Genomic DNA, 15,490 nt, shown 5'->3' on the forward strand with positions numbered 1-15,490 from the left:
TGTTAAACCGCTATTCTTTGACCAACTCCAGAATCTCTCCTTGGTTTTTCTTCTGTTTGACTAGTAGTCCTAGCGTGATCATGACAACGCTAGGTACAATCCAACTGGCGAAATCACTGTAAAGAGGCATGTGAGTAGTCATCCATTGATCAATAGACTCTGGCATATTACCTAGAATATGCATCGCATCGACACAACCAAAGACCAGTGCGGTGAATGCAGTGACCACCACCATTGACTGAGACATTTTATTACGTAGTGGAGCCATCATCATCAAAGCAATCGCGACCGGATGAAGCGCAACCACTGCCGGTAAGGTGATCGCTAGGAGTTGCTCCAGTCCAACGTTGGCGACCAAACCTGCTAAGATCATTGTGATGATAACACTGCCTTTGTAGCTTACTTTGCTAAAAGTCTTATCATAGAATTCACTCCCTGCCGTGGTGACACCGATCGCTGTTGTTAAACAGGCTAGTACCATAACCGCGCCCAACAATAGCGAGCCAAAAGCACCAAAGTGACTGAAAGTAAACGCGGTAAGAATATCACCACCGTTACTGAACTCGTTTCCTAAATATGTGCTGGTAGAACCAATATAAGCTAAAGAAATATACACAAACGCCATGGCTACTGCGTACATGAGTGCCGCGATTAGCGTGTACTTTGCCGTCGCTTTTGGACAGTCTATGCCCATGCTTCGAATGGCACGGAAGATTATCCAACCAAAGCCAATCGAACCTAGAGCGTCCATCGTCATATATCCTTGAGTCAAGCCCTCTGAAAAAGCACCGCCTACGTATGGCCCGGTTGCGTGAGTTGTCTCACCTGCAGGGTAGATCAAAGCCGTTACTGATAAGATGACCAAGATTGCCATTAAAGCGGGTGTAAGAACTTTTCCTAGATTATCGATCAACTTACCAGGATATAGCGCAAACAAAATGGTCACTACGCAGAACACGGCGGTGAAAGGAATTAACGCTGAATCACCAAGAATCGGGGCAAAGCTGAATTGATAAGCGACGGTGATTGCGCGTGGAATCACAAATGCCGGGCCAATAACAATAAAAACCATGACCCAAAAACTGGTGGCCAGCGGTTTTGGTAAGGCGGCAGTTAATTTATCCGAGCCATTGACTATCGCGACGATTACCAATGCCATTGCGGGTAGTCCCACTCCGGTTAAGAGGAAACCTGCCATACCGTTAAGAAAGTTTTCGCCAGCCTGATAACCCAAAAAAGGAGGGAAGATAAGGTTACCCGCGCCCAAATACATGGCGAAGGTCATGAAGCCTAAAGCAGCGATATTACGTGCGCTTAACATTGTTATTCCTCTAGTGTTTCGCTTGAAAGAAACTGAAAGGAATAGGGAGTGTATCGTGACCCGTCAGCTTCTTATCAAGCTGACAGAAATTGTGGTGTTGCCTGTCAGCCCTGAATCAGTTTCAGAGAGAGCAGGAGGATTGCAGCAGCAACGCTGGAAGGGCGTTTCAAAGTAAATGATGATTGCGTAGTTGCTGACATGGAAATCCTTAAATCGTAAAAAGTGCCAGGCTATCGTTAGCCTTGGCGTGTTCTTACACTAACCAACACTACTACCTTGATACAACCCTGAAGAGAAAAATAAGTGGATATGGTTAAAGTTTGTTTTTGATTTGGAGTTATCATCTGGTTTTTTATAATTAAGTTGGAATATATGACTAATAAAATTTGGTAAATTATGTGTGCAGGTGGATTTTTTCACTTGCATTAGGTTTTTCATCTGCAAAAACTGTTCAAAAGGTAAGCGGGTTCTAATGGATTGAATCTTGTTCTTATTTTTAAGGCACTTCTTCAAATCAAGTCTAGAGAAAGTTATGTCCATCGGTCTGCTTACCGTGATGTTCGTGGAGATCGGTAACATTTTTCTTTCGTTGGGTACTTAAATGTTGTTTCGTGTGGCAGGCTGCGCGGTATTCTCTGTCAATTTTGTTTACAGTGGCCGTAATTTAAGTATCAACAGTCTCAACTCTGGGTTTTTATTTGAGGTCGTATGAAATCGGTTTATGACTACATTGTCGTTGGCGGCGGTATCGTTGGCGTATCTACCGCCTGGCAGTTGCAACAGCGTCATCCTGATCGTTCCATTTTGCTGGTGGAGAAAGAGTCTGGTTACGCGATGCATCAGACAGGCCATAACAGTGGCGTGATTCATGCTGGTGTTTACTATGCTCCGGGCAGTCTGAAAGCCGACTTTTGTAAACGAGGCGTCGAGGCTACCATCGCATTTTGTGCAGAGCACGGTATTCCTGTTGAGAACTGTGGCAAACTTTTGGTCGCAACGAGTGAACAGGAAGTAGAGCGTATGATTGCCCTCTACGAACGTTGTCATATCAATGGCATAGAAGTTGAATTGCTTGATCAAGCACAGCTAAAACTCGCTGAGCCAAACATCACCGGGTTGGGGGCGATTTACGTCAAAACCACCAGTATTGTTGATTATCGATTAGTGACTGAACACATGGCGAGAGAGTTCCAAAAGCTGGGTGGGCAAGTCAGTTTACGTACTCAAGTGGTCGCCATTGACGAAAAAGATCAGGAGGTACAGCTTACTTGTGTCTCCGATGGTCAATCGATGCAGCTCAACTGCAAGATGTTGATGACTTGCAGTGGGTTGATGGCTGATCGTATGACTAAGATGATGAGAATAAAAACAGATTTTCAAATCATCCCATATCGTGGTGAATATTATCGTTTAGACAATAAGCACAACAATGTCGTCAATCATCTGATCTACCCAATCCCTGATCCAGACTTACCCTTCTTAGGCGTTCACTTGACTCGCATGATTGATGGCTCGGTCACCGTGGGGCCAAATGCGGTACAAGGCTGGAAGCGGGAAGGCTATGCTAAATTTAACTTCAGCTTTCGAGATACATGGCGGATGCTGCGCTTCCCTGGCTTTTGGAAAGTGACGAAAAAACATCTGAAAACGGGTTTAGAAGAGTTTAAGAACTCCTGGTGGAAATCCGGCTACTTGCAGTTAGTTAACAAATACTGTCCTACGATTCAAGTTGAAGATTTGAAGCCTCACCCTGCTGGTATTCGTGCTCAGGCTGTGTTGTCGGATGGTACATTAGTGCATGATTTTCTGTTTGCAGAGACTGCACGGAGTCTACATGTATGTAATGCGCCATCGCCAGCTGCAACATCGGCGATACCTATTGGAGAATACATTTGCGATAAAATAGATGCGAAAATAAAGGCGAAAGTTGATATAGGCACAGAGCGTTATTGAGATAAGAAGTCAGTAGCCTGTTACCGAGTTATGCCAGTTCGAGTGCAATGCGCACGAACTGTTCATCTTGATACAGCACTTCGTAATTAAACGAGTTGTTGGCGTAAATGCTGCCTAGGAATAGTGAACGCTGGCTCATCGGGCCGCGGAAAAGCATCGAAATAGGCTCGATTAAGGCATTATTCTCGTCGAAATGCTGGTTCAGGTTTTCTGATAAGACACATAGCAGGCAACCATGTTGATCATACGATAGGTCGACGTCCTCTGGGCGAGAGAGTAATACCGTGGTGCCTAATTTCTTTTCGATTTCATTAATAAGCAGCAAGTAGCTGTCTAAATGTGGCTGAGGGTTACCTGGCTTGTCAGCTCCCACACAGCGTTCCAACAACGCTTCTAGATTACCGTTTTCCCCTTTTGCTTGCTGAGTCAGTGACTTTAATGGCTTTTTAATCAGCTTGTAGCGATTGCTTTTCAATTTAGGCTTGAGCCATTTTTGCAGCAGATCATTACGTTCTTTTAAAGAGATAGGGTGAGACGAAGCATGAATTTTAAAATGTAGATGCAGTAAAGCATGCACAGCAAGTTCGCTCAGAAGTTGGTTTGCATCTGCGGATGGTCTTGCCTGCTTAGAACTTTGCATTACACTCAAACGAAATCAAAAGAAGAAGGATAATGGTGCCGAGAGAGGGACTCGAACCCTCACACCAAAGGCACTAGCACCTCATGCTAGCGTGTCTACCAATTTCACCATCTCGGCATCATGATGCTCTGCACTTATACCAATCGTAGTAAATAATTTCTCATTCTAGCTCGTTAAAATCCTTGATTGTAGAGTAACTACTTATCGAAAACTTTTGCCTTGTTCTCAAGCATTTTTCCTACGCTATTTCTGAGCACTTCTTTACGGTGATTGGTATTACAGAGGCTTCGCAAAGAAGCGGTCAAATTGTATAACCAAATTCTACCTCTTGGCGAGTGTAAAGTTACGCATTTTTAGTCTTTCCTGTTTGATTGCGCATTTATTGGTCATTTTTAACTTGCAAAGCTGCAGGGCTTCTAATGATAGCCTTTATTTAGGTGTGGATATTAGCGCAAAATGCCTGGTTTGCATGAAATATGAACGCTTGAACGTTTGCTTTTATAAATGTGATGAATATCTCTTTTTATTGACTATACTGTCGTCCCGTTTAAACGGGATTTAGGGTTTCGTTGTTCAAGGCCCTTACCCATACAAGCCGTCACATGGAGCAGGCAGAGTGATCCACTCGCCAGCAGTGAATGACCCCACGGACCGGACCAGCTCCCTTTAATTGCTTGTATAAGGTAAAAATAAGATGTCGAACTATTCGCTCTGTCTATATGCTCATTCGCTAAGAGTCTCATCACTTAATACGTTGATTCCTTCTTTCACCAAGTCCTTTGGTGCTTCTCTTTTTGTTGACCTTGTGTAGGCGAGTCATGAGCATTCTATTTAGTTTATTTGGTATCGCGGCACTACTGGGTTGTGCAGTTCTTCTTTCCGAACATCGTTCGTCTATTAACTGGAAAACGGTACGCCGTGCATTGCTGTTGCAAATGGGTTTTGCAGCGTTAGTGCTTTACTTCCCGATGGGGCAGGCGGCACTTGCGAGTTTGAGTAGCGGTGTTGCCGGTCTGTTGAGCTTTGCAGACGAGGGCATTAAGTTCCTGTTTGGTGACTTAGCTTCTACTGGTTTTATCTTCGCCATCCGTGTCCTGCCTATCATCATCTTCTTCAGTGCGCTTATCTCCGCCCTTTACTATTTGGGCATTATGCAAAAGGTTATTCAGTTGATTGGCGGTGCTATCCAAAAGTTTCTTGGTACCAGCAAAGCTGAGTCTTTGGTTGCAACGGGTAATATCTTTTTGTCTCAAGGTGAATCGCCGCTTTTGATTCGTCCATTCTTATCCAGAATGACGCGATCTGAGCTGTTTGCGGTTATGGCTGGTGGTATGGCATCTGTCGCGGGCAGCGTCTTAGGTGGTTATGCAGGATTAGGCGTCGAGCTGAAGTATCTGATTGCGGCGAGCTTCATGGCTGCACCAGGCAGCTTGATGATGGCTAAAATCATCGTACCTGAGCGCGAACAGCCGAGCGACTACAGCAATATCGAATTGGATAAAGCGGACGAAAGCAATGTCATTGATGCGCTAGCAAGTGGCGCAATGGGCGGTATGAAAGTCGCGGTTGCAGTAGGTACCATGCTGATCGCATTCGTCAGTGTCATTGCAATGGTGAATACCGGACTTGAAAACTTAGGTGGCGCGTTTGGCTTCTCTGGCGTGACGTTGCAAGCTATTTTTGGCTATATGTTCTCGCCTCTCGCGTGGCTAATTGGTGTCCCAACCCATGAAATTCTTGCGGCTGGTTCATATATTGGCCAAAAAGTTGTGATGAACGAGTTCGTTGCGTTTATTGATTTTGTACAACACAAAGCGGCGTTGTCTGAGCATACCCAAGTTATCATTACCTTTGCATTGTGTGGCTTTGCAAATATTGGTTCGATTGCGATTCAGCTAGGTTCGATTGGAGTTATGGCTCCTGAACGTCGTAAAGATGTTGCGAATATGGGACTCAGAGCGGTTGCAGCAGGGACGTTAGCCAACCTGATGAGCGCGTGCTTAGCGGGTATTTTTATCTCTCTGTAAAACTCTCGCTTCATCTCGTACGAAAAACCCGCCGTTCTGGCGGGTTTTGTTATTCTTTGTCTTTAGGAACCAAACCAAAGGGTACAGATTGAAACGATTTGGGCAATGATTTATAGCTTGGCCCTTGGTTCACGCCCTTCCAATCTAATAGCATGATGGCTAACACGTTTCGATGTTCACCAAATTTAAGATCAAAGCTACCGTCAACCGATGGGATCATACCTTGCTCTTGATCGATAGCGGTTCGAATTGCGTTACGTGTCTTTTCAACCACTGGGTCATGTGGTAATCCAGCTAAAAGGAAAGAAATACCAACTTCAGCGATGATGTCTTCTTTACAGCGCAGCAAAATGGTATCAATGTTTTTGCGAAAGTAGTCAAAAATCCATTGATGATCTTGTTCACTCACCTGCTTTTGATAGTACCGTGAATCGGCAAAGACAATGTGTGTCATGCCGTAAATTTTGTTCCCGTACTGTTGTGTGGAGAGCTTCTTATCTTCATCGTCGGGGTAGGTGGTTTTAAAGGCCTGAGTAAATGCCTCAACAACATCTTGCTCACCAAGTTGTCGTAGCCAATAAACTTGATTAGCTAGCTGCGCTGCCCACGCTTCTATCATCTCTCGGTCAGTGACATAGTGAGTAAAGTCATAACGGTTTAATACTTCTCTGAGAATTACATCGTTGTTGTGCTTCAGACCATACTCGTCTGCTCGTGCCATCGCTCCAAGCAAATCGAGACCAAGGTATAAATATTCTGGGTGATGCTTTGTCACCGTATACCGAAGCTGACCTCGCTCATCATCTTTCTTCTGGTACTGTGTTAGCCTTTGCGAAGCGTACAAAATGATCGCTTCCGGCTCGACGACTTCGTTGGATAATCGATTTAATCGGCTAGCGACTTGGGCCATATCGGTCCAAATCGCGGCAAGATACCTTTGGTCTTTTGTCTGCCTGTACATACGCAGACCAAAATGCCCCTCTTTAAAGGGAGGAAGTGTGAACAGCTCACGTTCATACGTGTCCCGGATCAATTGTGCTGATTGGGAATAGCTTAAGGGAGTAGACTTAGCCTCAGACGCTTGAGCTTGAAAAATGAGAAAGAAAGAGAGTAAAAACGCTAAACTAATCGGCTTGATACGCATAAATTCATTCCATGAAAACCTATACATAAAGCTACCACCAACAGATGAGCTAAGTGTAAAAGATTGGTTAATACTACAAAATATGTCGAAAAGTCAGGTTAATACGTTCACCTTTGGGTTTTGCCGTTTTTGGCACGCTGTGGCTCCAGTGGTGTTGAAGCTCTCCGGCCATAATCAATAATGCGCCATGAGAAAGCTCGTATTCAACCTGAGTTTTACAATGTAAATTACGTAGCAAAAAACGTCGAGTTTCACCCAAATTCAACGAGGCGATCACCGGGTTTCTGCCTAGCGCTGGTTCGTTATCTTGATGCCAGCCCATAGAGTCTTGACCATCGCGGTATAAATTGGCCAGTACCGAGTTGAAAGTTACTTCAGCGATGGCTTCACAACGCGCTTTGAGAGTAAGCAGATCGGGTGTCCAGGGGGAGGGGGTCATTGTCAGCCCAGAGTAGGTATAAGCAGCATCACCATGCCAAGCTTGCAGTCGAGGTTGAAGTACCGATTTACCGAAGATGTTAATTCGCTCTTGGTGCCATGGTAACGTTTCCCTTAGGCTGGTATAAAAGTCGTCTGCCTCGTCAGATCTAAGAAAGTTTGGATGATAATAGAGTTTGCCCTGTTTCACTTCTTGCCAGAATGAGTTCTCAAATAAATCACCTTGTTGTTGCATTTTTTGCCACTCTATCCATAAAATTTGCCGATAATCGTTATTTTTATGATAGCTAATGGTTATTATTTTATTAAATAAGAATTTAAACAATAAATAAAAACGTCTCGCAGTGGTATGCGAGATAGTGGAGAGCAAATGCGCCACTTTCTCAACAAGCAGTATTATTTTGCCTTATTTTTTCTTTCTTTTTTCGCTTTGTTTGCAGGGGGGATTGAACTACTACATCAAAACCAGAGAGAGCTTAACCAAAAGCAATTACTTGCTGCAGCTAAAAATCAACTTTCTATCCTCCGATCCAATTTGGAGGCAGATCTTATGGCCGACATATACCAAGCCAGCACTTTAGGCACGTTAGTGACATTGTTACCCGAAAGTGGTGAGCACGAGTTAGGCCTCGCTGCCGATCGTATCCTGAAGAAAAGTAAGAATATTGAAGCTATTGGCATCGCAAAAAATGATGTGGTAAATCACATGTTTCCACTCAAGGGTAACGAGAGTGTGCTCGGGTTGGACTATCGAACTGTGCCGAAGCAATGGGCGCAAGTCCAAAAAGCGAGAGACATTCATGAGATATTCATTGCGGGTCCCGTTACGTTGGTTCAGGGGGGCCTTGGGTTGATTGTTCGAGTGCCTGTCTTTCGCGATCCGCCTATCAATCACGACTATTGGGGCGTGATTAGTGCGGTTATTGATTTCGACAACTTGCTGCATGAGACAGGCATTTTCGAATTTTCTCAGCGTTATCCTTTGACGATAAGAGGTTATGACAGTAGCGGTGAGTTTGGTGATATCTTTTTTGAATCACCAAATTTAACCAAGACAAGGTTGGCGAAAGAAACGGTTTACTTTCCTTATGGAAGCTGGAGTTTGTCCTTATTCTCCAGTGATAAATTGGAAGATCAGCTTCCTTGGTACGAATTACATTTAGTTAGGCTTATTGGCTACTTTGCTTTGCTGGCACTGAGTGTTGCGCTTATTATCATTTATCGTTTGTATATCATCGCTGATACACGCGCACTGCATGATGAACTGACGAAATTGCCGAATCGGCGGTATTTTATGCAGTCGTATAGGCAGCAGTTTGAGCTCGCTAAGCGCTATAAAAAACAGCACAGCTTTGCTCTGGTTAACTTAGATCTAGACCACTTTAAACGCGTCAACGACACCTATGGTCATGATGCTGGCGATAAAGTTTTACTAGAAACAGCGAAACGTGTCAAAGGCAGTCTACGTCGCTCTGACATGGTTGCTCGCATGGGGGGTGATGAATTTTTAATCATGCTTTACAACCCCAAGTCGGAAGAGAGCTTGCAGGCATTACTGAAGAAGATTGAATTGACACTGTGCTCGACGCCAGTCATCTATGGAGAGGATCTCATTACATTAAACATCAGTATGGGCTATGCGATGTTTAAGCCTGAAATAGCCTCACCAGAGCAGATGATGAAAACTGCAGATGCAAGAATGTACCAGCACAAGCGTGGTAAGTATCACTGAATTGAAGCGGGGATAGTTGCTATTTCTCGTCTAATGCCTAGTTCTAAAGCGTATAGAATTCATTGCTTAGTTGGTACGTTTCTTTTTGAGAAAGTAATTAGTAGCAATGCGGCTAATAGCATATTTGCATGGCGTTGCATTTTGCAATTGCAACATGCGAAATTTCTGGTTAATAAAACAACGATATGCATCTAGATCGGCCAAAATATGGGGTTTTAAAAGTTGGCACGTAATGTGCTTTTATATTAGTGACCCTTATTAAGCCGAGGGTCACCTAGCCAACTGACGTTGTTAGTGAATGCAATTTGTTCACAAGTATATACCGCCAATCACGATTATTGTGATTGGCGTTTTTTCTTTCTAGAGATCAAGAATCTTCACTTCATCTCCTGCTTGATCTGATTCACCACATTTGCTGTAACAACTTGGTTGTCTTGGACAAACCGCACCTCTCGAACAAATCAGCCTCGCTTGCGTCTGTATACCACGTTCTATCCAGTTAATATTTAAAATTTTGGCGATGGTCGTTAAGTCCTTTTTGATATGTGTTGGGATAGCGCTACTGCCTCCTGAAGCAACACACAGGGACTTCAGCTCTTCTGCAATGGAAACGGCGTCACCACCTTGCGCAGAAATCGCTGGGTTTAAATCTATACCGGCACACAGCACGCGGTTGTTCCCCGCTGGGTCAAAAACATTAACCGACTCACAGCAGTATATGCGTGGCTCATCACCAACATTAAGAATCGAGATTTGAGCTGAGCTGGTATCCAGTGGTTGCGCCAAGCGTCGGAAAACGGCCCAGTGCTGGCAAGGATCGTTCACCTTACGCATATTGCCCCATGGTAGTGGAATGCCATTACCACGATATACCGCTTTGAGTTTACCTGGCCCGTAGGCATCAAAATAGTGCCAGTGAGGGTATGGTGAAACCACCGTCATTCGACGCATGGCCACTGAAGGGGATACTCCCGCTTTTTTGTGTACGTCGATCTCATAGCCAGAGCGGTCTAGCAATTGACGAAACGGTACTTTAGGACACAAGAGTGCGCCGGCAAAGAAACTCGACTCGAAATCACGCCATGCCTGTAAAATATCTTGTGAATTCAGCTCTGAGTTGGACATTGGACTGTCCATTTGCTCCCAGTTATTCTGATGTCCAATGGTGAGAACATTGCTCATTGCATCACTGCTGTGTAAGACTCGGTGACCGATGTATACCGCCAAGTCATATTTCAGTCTGGTCGGATAATCGCGCATTCGCTTGTTCAGATAAATGGTTCCTGGCGCTTCCATAAATGAAGTGATCAACTGTTTGGCGCTTACACCAAGTTCATCGATCACATCTTGTGGTGCTCGATCAATCCATCTGATATCCAACCCCATGCTTTTCGCAATGTCGATTAAGTCTTCAACCGAAAGGTTCAAGCGTTTTAACCCAACTTCTTCGGCGGCTCGCTCAAGGTCAGGGAAGTGGTTCTGATGATTCTCTTGGTGAGCCCGAATGAGTAAGTGCGCAAACTGGCGTCCTGTAATTCCTGTCTGGGAGAGCATTTCAGGAATCGCAATCTGGAGAATATCATTGGAAAACAGGAAGCTTGGCTCCAGCGCCATGCCATTTATACCGCCACGGTTGCCTTTGTTTGGCGTAATCGCTTCCAGTTCTGGCTCATCATCTAAAAACCAAGCGGGATCTTTTTGGAAAACTTCCGCGATCACTTCAAGCATATCGATACTTGGGACGCGTTTTCCGCGTTCAATCATGGACAGGTAAGAAACCGAGGGTGCGTACTCTGGGTTGATCCTCACACAGCGAGCAGATAAATCCTCCATTGTTAAGTGATTGTTTTTTCTCAGGTTTCGTATCTTGGTGCCGAGAAAATGAGATTGACGAATTAAGCTTTTTGACACAGACATTTTTGTAAAATTCACACTGTAAAATTTTTGTTGTGAAATTGTAGTAAAAAATTCGCTAGTCTACATACTAAGCAGACAAGGAAATTAACCATCAACTTCACAGAATTGTCTGAAACTTAAACAACCCAATTAAGTAAGTACTCTAGGACGAGTTTTATAGTGCGAGGATATGACGATGAATATGCTGAACTTCGATAATAAAGAAATGCAACAAACACAACGCCCATTTATCGCTGAAGCCGTATTTGCCGTCGAAGCGGTAAGTGCTGAGCAACAGAGTGAAAAGCAAGTAAAAGCTAAACAGCTACTTGACCGTATGTTCCCATTGGAGAACGGGTCGCACCAAGACGTATCAAGCTACGTAATCGACTACCGCCATGTATTAGCTTACTTTAAAGACGGCTCTCACAGCGGCTTGGCAAGACCAAAGCACTTTGTGGCTTACACTGGTGAGAAAGAAGATCCTAAGTCGATTTTGCTTAAAGATGAGTCAGGTAACCATGTTGAAGTGATGTTCGGTTGTCACAAAGGTACCGGTTGCGTCGAGCTGATGGATATTGATGATATTCAGTTAGAAACTCGCATTACCTTTAACCCAGAACTTACGGGTAATGCGCCAACGGCAATGCGTCATTGGATTAGCCTGGTAAAAGGTGACAAGAAAGGTAAGCCGATGGCTTGCAGTGAAGACAAAGAATACACGGCTAAAAATGGTGAAGATTACGTTCTGAGCTACTGCTATAACGTGGACTAATCTTCTGATTAAGCCAGATAAACAAAACCCTGCACAATATGCAGGGTTTGTTATTTTAACGCGAGAAAATCGAGCAGTCGGATGTCTCTTCGCTTTTCATTGCTAGATGTGGCTGTTAGACGGGCATAACTCGATTTCGACCTAACTGTTTTGCATCGTAGAGCTGCTTATCTGCTTTGGAGACCAATGAATCAGCTGTTTCTCCAGGTTCAAACTCTGCGACGCCGAACGATGCTGTAATGCTGTGAACCTGAGAGCCCGTGCGTTTATCTTTTACTCGCAGCTTTTCAATCATACGACGTAACATATCAGCATATTGACGTGCAATACGCAGCGACTTATTCGGTACAATTAACGCAAACTCTTCGCCGCCAAAACGATAAGCACAGGTTCCATCACGGCTGCTTTGTTGCAGGCGTCGAGCAATGGATTTAAGCACACTGTCACCAAAAAGGTGACCATAACAGTCGTTAAACTCTTTGAAATGGTCGATATCAAGCATAATAAGACTCATTGACTGATTCGCGTCGATTAGCGCCGCGAGATCTGAATCAAAAGCACGACGGTTGTAAAGGTTAGATAACCCATCAAATAGCGCGTCTTTTTGGACTTCTGCCAGTTGGGTTTTTAGTCGAGAGATCTCTTCACTTGCGTTGGTGAGCTGACTATTTAAAAACTTGGTTGAATGACGAATCTCATGCGCATCCTCTACGAACTGATGGACGGCGTTCATGACTTCCTCAATACTCACATTGTTATCTTGAACTTTTTCTAGCTTGTTGACGCTTTTGTCTACCATATCTGAAAATGTGGAGGTATCTGAAATCGTATCATCCATTGAACTTGATATTTCGTTCAACAACACTTCTATATTGTTTCTTAGATCGTCAAGACTGGTTTCCGCTTTATTTGCCACATAACGCTTATAGAGACTCTTCGTGGTAGCTGGCGGACAAGCGTCGTAGCTTTTTAGCACTGTATCCATTTCTAGGTTGAGATCTGGAATAGCGTTATCCACGTAGGTATACCAAAGCGCGTAGTTAGCTGGGGTGGCTGCTACGTAGTTTTTGATCATTAGTGGTACCGCTTTTTTTAAGTTAGCGGTCGATTTCTTAAACTCGTCAGTCATTTCTGAGATGCAAGCAACAAAATGGAATTAGGTCTAGAGTAACGGAAAATGAGGCATATCGCTTTAAATATTTGAATGCTTTATACAAAAATGAGTGATTAAGATAATTATTGATAAAATTGAAGGTATAAATTCCAAACCAATGACCTGAAGCAATAATTATTCGCATAAGGAATGATAGATGCGATATGAGACAATTAGACTGATACTGGGTGATCAGCTCAATAGTGAGCATTCATGGTTTCAGCAAATGGATGACAACGTACTTTTTCTGATAGCCGAACTCAAGCAGGAAAATACTTATGTGACGCATCATATACAGAAAGTATGTGCATTTTTCTCCGCCATGGCACAGTTTGCGAGAGAAAAACAAAGTGAAGGCCATCATGTATTGTATTTGACTTTAGATGACACTCAGCCTTTTGAGAACCTAGAGCAATTGTTAAAGCACTACGTTAAAGAAGTGGGTGCGATTAAGTTTGAGTATCAAAGGCCGGATGAGTACCGGCTATTGGAACAGTTAGCGAATGTAAAACTAGAAGGTGTGGTAACGCGTTGTGTCGATACTGAGCACTTTTTACTGCCATTTGAGAAAATAGAACCGCAGTTTCCGAAAGGGAAGCACGTCACGATGGAGCACTTTTATCGTCGCATGCGTAAGCGTTTCAATATATTGATGCAAGACGGCAAACCTCTGGGTGGAAAGTGGAATTACGACGCGAACAATCGCAATAAGCTCAAAGCAAAAGACATCGAACAACTGCCTAACCCGCTGATGTTCAGCTTAAACGTGAATGAGATTATTGCGCGCTTAAAGCGACACAATATCCAGACGATAGGCAAACTCGACGCTGCTCTGCTTTGGCCAGTTAACCGTTCTCAGAGCTTATCTCTTCTGGCGCACTTCTGTCAGGTCTGCCTCCCTTTGTTTGGACGATTTCAGGACGCCATGACGGGCGAGCATGATGCGAAGTGGAGCCTTTACCACAGTCGGTTATCTTTCTCGATGAACAGCAAATTACTGCATCCGAAGGAAGTGATTGATGCTGCGCTTCGTGCCTTTGAGGCGAACCCCAACATCGATATTTCTCAGGTAGAGGGCTTCATTCGACAAGTGTTAGGCTGGCGAGAGTACATTCGTGCTATCTATTGGGCGAATATGCCGCAGTATCCGCAGAAAAACGAGCTTGGAGCGTCACGTCAATTACCGGGATACTTTTGGAGTGGTGAAACGAAAATGGCTTGTATGCGTAATGCGATTGGACAGTCACTCGACTATGCCTACGCACACCACATCCAGCGTTTGATGGTCACGGGTAATTTTTGTTTGCTGACAGAGATAAATCCAGACCAAGTGGATGAATGGTATCTTGGTATTTACGTCGATGCGATTGAATGGGTGGAAATGCCCAACACCCGAGGGATGGCCTTGTTCGCCGATGGTGGCATTGTTGGTACCAAGCCCTATGCGGCAAGCGGTTCCTACATCAACAAGATGAGCGATTACTGTAAAAGTTGTCACTACGATAACAAAGCTCGCAGCGGAGAAGGCTCGTGTCCATTTAACAGCTTATACTGGCGATTTATGCACAAACATGAGAAGCGGTTAACCCGCAACCCGAGAATCGGGATGATCTTCCGTTCATGGGACAATATGGAAGAGTCGCAACGCCAAGCCATTCTGGATACTGCTGAGCGATACATCTCTGACTTGGAGATCTTGTAATGAAAATTCTGGTTGCAGGTGGAAACGGTGGAATCGGGTGGGCGATAGTCCAAGAAATAGGAAGACGATTTCCGAATGCGGAGGTTCACGCTACCTATCGTCGACAAAAGCCAGACGTCCATCAAATTGGCGTGACTTGGCATCAAGTAGACGTGAGCGACGAAACGCAAATTAGAGGCTTGAGTGAGTCTGTTTGTGAAGTAGATTGGGTAATTAACTGCGTCGGTATGTTGCACACCAAGGACAAAGGGCCTGAAAAGAATTTGAGCTCTTTGGACGCGGAGTTTTTTCTTCAATCGGTCGCGGTTAATACCTTACCAACTATGCTGTTGGCGAAATATTTCACACCTGCCTTGAAACGCAGTTACACTCCAAAATTTGCTTCAATATCGGCAAAGGTTGGCAGCATCAGTGACAATCAACTTGGTGGCTGGTACAGCTATCGAGCTTCCAAGGCTGCGCTCAATATGTTTCTTAAAACCATGTCGATAGAGTGGCGTCGCACGGTAAAGCATGGCGTGGTTCTAGCGCTTCACCCCGGTACGACGGATACGCCTCTATCTGCACCTTTTCAGGCGAATGTGCCTGCAAATAAGCTTTTTACACCACAGCGAGTCGCGTCTGATTTGATTCGGTTAATAGAAGAAGCAGCCCCGCAAGATAGCGGGGCATTTTGGGCGTATGATGGGGAGAGTTTACCTTGGTAACT

General features: G+C 44.4%; 12 protein-coding genes and 1 tRNA gene. 6 read left to right on the forward strand and 7 right to left on the reverse strand.

Annotated features, from left to right (window positions below; translation table 11 throughout):
* Window positions 1–10 precede the first annotated feature (10 nt).
* Window positions 11–1,321, reverse strand: a complete 1,311-nt coding sequence (gene brnQ / locus OO774_RS18400) for a branched-chain amino acid transport system II carrier protein (RefSeq protein WP_264908183.1) — start codon at window positions 1,319–1,321, stop codon at window positions 11–13.
* A gap of 708 nt (window positions 1,322–2,029) precedes the next feature.
* On the opposite strand from brnQ, the gene lhgO reads away from it, so the two are divergent.
* Window positions 2,030–3,274 carry an L-2-hydroxyglutarate oxidase gene (gene lhgO, locus OO774_RS18405; protein WP_264908185.1) on the forward strand — a complete coding sequence of 415 codons (1,245 nt, stop codon included), beginning with the start codon at window positions 2,030–2,032 and terminating at the stop codon, window positions 3,272–3,274.
* Window positions 3,275–3,302: 28 nt separating this feature from the next.
* Here the strand turns inward: lhgO and OO774_RS18410 are convergent, their stop codons facing one another.
* Both OO774_RS18410 and OO774_RS18415 read right to left on the reverse strand, forming a co-directional pair.
* The gene (locus OO774_RS18410) at window positions 3,303–3,914 is read right to left on the reverse strand and encodes a DUF2913 family protein (RefSeq protein WP_264908186.1); all 612 of its coding nucleotides are present in this window, start codon (window positions 3,912–3,914) and stop codon (window positions 3,303–3,305) included.
* Between the two features lie 33 nt (window positions 3,915–3,947).
* Window positions 3,948–4,031 (reverse strand) — tRNA-Leu (locus OO774_RS18415).
* 701 nt (window positions 4,032–4,732) lie between these two features.
* On the opposite strand from OO774_RS18415, the gene OO774_RS18420 reads away from it, so the two are divergent.
* Complete coding sequence (locus tag OO774_RS18420) at window positions 4,733–5,941, forward strand: NupC/NupG family nucleoside CNT transporter (RefSeq protein WP_264908189.1); 1,209 nt, start codon at window positions 4,733–4,735, stop codon at window positions 5,939–5,941.
* A 49-nt stretch (window positions 5,942–5,990) separates the two neighbouring features.
* Here the strand turns inward: OO774_RS18420 and OO774_RS18425 are convergent, their stop codons facing one another.
* Window positions 5,991–7,085: a DUF3541 domain-containing protein gene (locus OO774_RS18425; RefSeq protein WP_264908191.1), complete on the reverse strand. Its 1,095-nt coding sequence runs from the start codon at window positions 7,083–7,085 to the stop codon at window positions 5,991–5,993.
* 73 nt (window positions 7,086–7,158) lie between these two features.
* The gene (locus OO774_RS18430; RefSeq protein WP_264908193.1) at window positions 7,159–7,758 is read right to left on the reverse strand and encodes an alpha-ketoglutarate-dependent dioxygenase AlkB; all 600 of its coding nucleotides are present in this window, start codon (window positions 7,756–7,758) and stop codon (window positions 7,159–7,161) included.
* A gap of 135 nt (window positions 7,759–7,893) precedes the next feature.
* Here OO774_RS18430 and OO774_RS18435 point away from each other — a divergent pair, with 135 nt between their 5' ends.
* Window positions 7,894–9,255, forward strand: a complete 1,362-nt coding sequence (locus OO774_RS18435; RefSeq protein WP_264908194.1) for a sensor domain-containing diguanylate cyclase — start codon at window positions 7,894–7,896, stop codon at window positions 9,253–9,255.
* Between the two features lie 360 nt (window positions 9,256–9,615).
* On the opposite strand, the gene OO774_RS18440 is transcribed toward OO774_RS18435, so the two are convergent.
* Window positions 9,616–11,172, reverse strand: coding sequence for a DUF3612 domain-containing protein (locus OO774_RS18440; protein WP_264908195.1), 1,557 nt, complete (start codon window positions 11,170–11,172; stop codon window positions 9,616–9,618).
* Window positions 11,173–11,347: 175 nt separating this feature from the next.
* Between OO774_RS18440 and OO774_RS18445 the strand changes: the two genes are divergently transcribed.
* Entirely contained in the window at window positions 11,348–11,926 is a 579-nt protein-coding gene (locus OO774_RS18445) for a hypothetical protein (protein WP_264908197.1), read from the forward strand.
* 115 nt (window positions 11,927–12,041) lie between these two features.
* Here the strand turns inward: OO774_RS18445 and OO774_RS18450 are convergent, their stop codons facing one another.
* Window positions 12,042–13,055 carry a GGDEF domain-containing protein gene (locus OO774_RS18450; protein ID WP_264908198.1) on the reverse strand — a complete coding sequence of 338 codons (1,014 nt, stop codon included), beginning with the start codon at window positions 13,053–13,055 and terminating at the stop codon, window positions 12,042–12,044.
* Window positions 13,056–13,236: 181 nt separating this feature from the next.
* Here OO774_RS18450 and OO774_RS18455 point away from each other — a divergent pair, with 181 nt between their 5' ends.
* Together OO774_RS18455 and OO774_RS18460 are read left to right on the forward strand one after the other, a co-directional pair.
* Window positions 13,237–14,781: a cryptochrome/photolyase family protein gene (locus OO774_RS18455; RefSeq protein ID WP_264908199.1), complete on the forward strand. Its 1,545-nt coding sequence runs from the start codon at window positions 13,237–13,239 to the stop codon at window positions 14,779–14,781.
* Complete coding sequence (locus OO774_RS18460) at window positions 14,781–15,488, forward strand: SDR family oxidoreductase (RefSeq protein WP_264908200.1); 708 nt, start codon at window positions 14,781–14,783, stop codon at window positions 15,486–15,488. Before OO774_RS18455 ends, OO774_RS18460 begins: the two co-directional genes overlap by 1 nt.
* Window positions 15,489–15,490 lie beyond the last annotated feature (2 nt).

This window comes from Vibrio sp. STUT-A11 (assembly GCF_026000435.1).
Lineage (GTDB): Bacteria > Pseudomonadota > Gammaproteobacteria > Enterobacterales > Vibrionaceae > Vibrio.

Excerpts from the sequence above, each read along its gene's own strand:
- brnQ (WP_264908183.1), bottom strand. The coding sequence starts at position 1,321 with ATGTTAAGCGCACGTAATATCGCTGCTTTAGGCTTCATGACCTTCGCC.
- lhgO (WP_264908185.1), top strand. The coding sequence starts at position 2,030 with ATGAAATCGGTTTATGACTACATTGTCGTTGGCGGCGGTATCGTTGGC.
- OO774_RS18410 (WP_264908186.1), bottom strand. The coding sequence starts at position 3,914 with ATGCAAAGTTCTAAGCAGGCAAGACCATCCGCAGATGCAAACCAACTT.
- OO774_RS18420 (WP_264908189.1), top strand. The coding sequence starts at position 4,733 with ATGAGCATTCTATTTAGTTTATTTGGTATCGCGGCACTACTGGGTTGT.
- OO774_RS18425 (WP_264908191.1), bottom strand. The coding sequence starts at position 7,085 with ATGCGTATCAAGCCGATTAGTTTAGCGTTTTTACTCTCTTTCTTTCTC.
- OO774_RS18430 (WP_264908193.1), bottom strand. The coding sequence starts at position 7,758 with ATGCAACAACAAGGTGATTTATTTGAGAACTCATTCTGGCAAGAAGTG.
- OO774_RS18435 (WP_264908194.1), top strand. The coding sequence starts at position 7,894 with ATGCGCCACTTTCTCAACAAGCAGTATTATTTTGCCTTATTTTTTCTT.
- OO774_RS18440 (WP_264908195.1), bottom strand. The coding sequence starts at position 11,172 with ATGTCTGTGTCAAAAAGCTTAATTCGTCAATCTCATTTTCTCGGCACC.
- OO774_RS18445 (WP_264908197.1), top strand. The coding sequence starts at position 11,348 with ATGAATATGCTGAACTTCGATAATAAAGAAATGCAACAAACACAACGC.
- OO774_RS18450 (WP_264908198.1), bottom strand. The coding sequence starts at position 13,055 with ATGACTGACGAGTTTAAGAAATCGACCGCTAACTTAAAAAAAGCGGTA.
- OO774_RS18455 (WP_264908199.1), top strand. The coding sequence starts at position 13,237 with ATGCGATATGAGACAATTAGACTGATACTGGGTGATCAGCTCAATAGT.
- OO774_RS18460 (WP_264908200.1), top strand. The coding sequence starts at position 14,781 with ATGAAAATTCTGGTTGCAGGTGGAAACGGTGGAATCGGGTGGGCGATA.